This is a genomic window from Streptomyces sp. W16 (genome assembly GCF_033194735.1).
Classification (GTDB): Bacteria; Actinomycetota; Actinomycetes; order Streptomycetales; family Streptomycetaceae; genus Streptomyces.
Map to the genome: position 1 here is coordinate 1 of NZ_JAWOAI010000817.1, position 3,066 is coordinate 3,066.

A 3,066-nucleotide genomic window follows, 5' to 3' on the forward strand; every position below is an offset into this window, starting at 1 on the left:
GGCACCTGGGCGATCGGGGTGGTGTGCGGGGGAGCGCCGAGGACCGCCTCCAACTGGGCGGCGGTGGCGGGGCCGAGGACGACACGCGCGCGTGTGTGCTGTCGTACGGCGTCGCTCAGGGTGTCCGCGCTGTCGAACTGGTCGGCCACCACGACCGTCACATTGGCCGCGCGGCCGTGTCGGAGGGGGACCTGGAGCAGGGACTGCGGGTCCTGGCGGCCGTCGGCGGCGGCCAGGTGGGCGAAGGCGCTCGGGCGGTCCAGGATGATCCACAGGGGGCGCCTGGTGTCGTCCGGTGCCGGTTGGCCCGACTGGCGGGCGTGGTTGGCCGCGATCAGCCGGCGTTCCGTCTCCTGTGAGGCCCACTCCAGGCTGGCCAGGGTGCCGGTCAGCCCGCACTCGACGGCGAGGACCCCGTCCCGGCCGCTGAGGCACGCGTACTCGCCGGTGCCGCCGCCCTCCACGATCAGGACGTCGCCGTACTGGAGGGCCTGGAGGGCGATGGAGCGCAGGAGGGTGGAGGTGCCGCTGCCGGGCTGGCCCATGACCAGCAGGTTCGGCTCGGTGGAGCGGATGCCGGTGCGCCAGACGACCGGCGGGACGTCACGCTGTTCCGCGCCGTGGGTCAGTGGGAGCGTGCGGTGGACGTGGGTCGGGTCGGTGAAGCCCAGGACGGTCTCGCCGGGGGCGGTGACGAAGCGCTGGGCGGCGATGTCGGTGGGGAGCGGGGCGAGGACGCCGATGGTGAGCTGGTTGCCCTCCTCGTCCCACTCGAACCGGTACTCCCGGCCGCGGCCGGACTTCGCGGTGAGCAGCTGCTCGATCCGCGCGCGGGAGTCGGCCTCGCCGTCGGTGAAGTAGGCCGGGTAGCGGACGACCAGATGGGCGATCCGGCCCGCGCCGTCGAACTCGTAGGCGGGGAAGGCCTTCTCCCAGTCGCCGCCGTGGGTGAACAGGGGCGCCGGGTCCTCGGCGGCCGAGAAGTAGGGCACCAGCGCCTCGTAGAGGGACTGCAGGCGCTGGGTCTGGGACTCGTCGGGCCCTTCGGGCGCCGGTGGGGTGCGGTCGCGGCCGTGCCATGCTGCCGCCGCCATCAGGACGATGACGGCGAGCAGCGGGCCGTACGGCACCAGTGCCACCACCAGGACCACCGAGGCCACCAGGAAAAGCAGTGGCCCGCGCTTGTCCTTGGGGGTGTCGGCCCATCTGCGCCGCCCGGCGGATGCCAGCCGGCGCAGACCGCGAGTGATCGTGATCAGCGGATGGAGGACGTCGGTGGCGCTGTCGGCCGCCGTCCGGGCCAGCTCCCGGCTCCGGGCGATCTGTGCGCTGCCGTTGCTCAGGATGCGGGGGAGGGGGCGCCGGGCCACTGCTGTCTCCTGGTGGTGCGTACGGGTGGTTGCGTCAGAACTTGATGCCGCCGAGGAGGCTCGCCAGGCTCTCCCCGCCGGCCTTGATGCTCGGCGCGATGGCCGTGCTGGCCATGTAGAAGCCGAAGAGCGCGGCCACAATGGCGTGGGAGGCCTTGAGTCCGTCCTTCTTGAAGAAGAGGAAGACGATGATGCCGAGAAGGACGACGCCTGACATGGACAGGATCATTTGAGCTCTCCTGGTTCGTGGGGACAGTCACCATGAGTTCTTCCAGGATCACAGGATGTATCCATACGATAAAAGGTGCAAGTGGGTGAATTTCGGCGGATTTCACTTGGATGGCGGAGCGCATTCGGGCCGTCTGAGCAGGGGTTTCACCCGTGTCGGGCCGTGTGGTGATCTTTGCCTCGGAGGGGGCCGGTCATGTGTCGGCGGAGCCAGTACGCTGGCGATTCACCCGTACTAGTGAGAGGCGGTCAGGCCGATGAGTGAAGCCCCCGACCCCGAGGTCGTGGAGCTCGCGACCAAGATCTTCGATCTCGCCCGCCAGGGTGGGACCGAAGCGCTGGTGGCGTATGTGGACGCGGGCGTTCCGGCCAATCTCACCAATGACCGCGGTGACTCCCTGGTGATGCTCGCCGCGTACCACGGGCACGCCGACGCCGTACGGGCCCTGCTGGCGCGGGGGGCCGAGGCCGACCGGATCAACGACCGGGGGCAGACCCCGCTCGCCGGAGCCGTCTTCAAGGGTGAGCAAGAGGTGATCGAAGTCCTGTTGGAGGCCGGTGCCGATCCGGCCGCGGGTACGCCGTCGGCACTCGACACGGCCCGGATGTTCGGCAAGGGCGAGCTGCTGGAGCTGTTCGGCGCGCACTGAAGTGTGGTCCGTCGGCCACTGAGACGGGCCTTGTGACCAGGTACGACAAGGAAAACGGGGGAAAACGGGGGAAGGCAGCACGGGGCCGCCCGAAATTTCGGTCGCGGCATCGAGAACTGCCGGGTCATCATGACGTCGTGATTCACGGACGCGATGGCCGGGCAGGTGTTGCCGCACCGCGCGGACCGTGAGGGTCCGCTTGGGCCACCGACGAGAGGCAGAGGAAAATGGTCTACAGCAAGCAGGAAACGGCGGGCGCCCCGACGTGTTGTCACGCGGCCAGGTAGTGCACGTCCCCCGGTTGCGTCGACGCTTGATGTGAGGCTGTTTCCCATGTTCGATCCGGTCATAGCGCCCAGCGGTACGCTGCTCGGCCTGCTTCAGCGGGGCCGCGGCGACGGCACACTGCACGCGCTCACCGCACCCCGTGCCGAGGCACTGGCTGCGCTGAACCACTGTGTGCTGCGCGACCCCCGCCACGACTGGCAGGTGGAGAACCGCTCCCTGTACTACGCCCGTCTCTACCTCGATCTGAACGGCGACCTGGACGCCGTCGAGGCCCACCTCTTCGACACCGAGGACGTCCTCGACACCGAGGAGTCCCGCACGGGCCTCGCCCTCGCCGTCCTCGGGCACCTCGCCTCCTACGGCAGGCGGGACGCGCTCGCGCTGCTGCGTCGGTACGCGGCCTCCGGGACCAACTGGGCCTGGGCGCTCGACGAACTGGCGCTCAGGGACGACGACGCGGGCCTGCGCGCCCTCGCCGCCCCCGTGCTGGCGCGTTTCCCGGCCGATCCCGAGGGCGAGGCCGAACTGGC

Annotated in this window: 3 protein-coding genes and 1 pseudogene; 2 read left to right on the forward strand and 2 right to left on the reverse strand. The window is 70.1% G+C overall.

From position 1 onward, the window contains the following. Together R6V09_RS49820 and R6V09_RS49825 are read right to left on the reverse strand one after the other, a co-directional pair. Nucleotides 1-1,370 (reverse strand): hypothetical protein (locus R6V09_RS49820; protein ID WP_317888042.1); only part of this gene is annotated, 1,370 nt, incomplete at its 3' end. 34 nt (nt 1,371-1,404) lie between these two features. Further along, entirely contained in the window at nt 1,405-1,599 is a 195-nt protein-coding gene (locus tag R6V09_RS49825) for a hypothetical protein (protein ID WP_019066471.1), read from the reverse strand. 256 nt (nt 1,600-1,855) lie between these two features. Here R6V09_RS49825 and R6V09_RS49830 point away from each other — a divergent pair, with 256 nt between their 5' ends. Beyond that, entirely contained in the window at nt 1,856-2,248 is a 393-nt protein-coding gene (locus R6V09_RS49830; protein WP_317888043.1) for an ankyrin repeat domain-containing protein, read from the forward strand. A gap of 333 nt (nt 2,249-2,581) precedes the next feature. Beyond that, nucleotides 2,582-3,066: pseudogene (locus R6V09_RS49835) on the forward strand (HEAT repeat domain-containing protein); the annotation flags it as partial.

Coding starts and splice junctions, on each gene's coding strand:
- R6V09_RS49825 (WP_019066471.1), bottom strand. CDS start 1,599: ATGATCCTGTCCATGTCAGGCGTCGTCCTTCTCGGCATCATCGTCTTC.
- R6V09_RS49830 (WP_317888043.1), top strand. CDS start 1,856: ATGAGTGAAGCCCCCGACCCCGAGGTCGTGGAGCTCGCGACCAAGATC.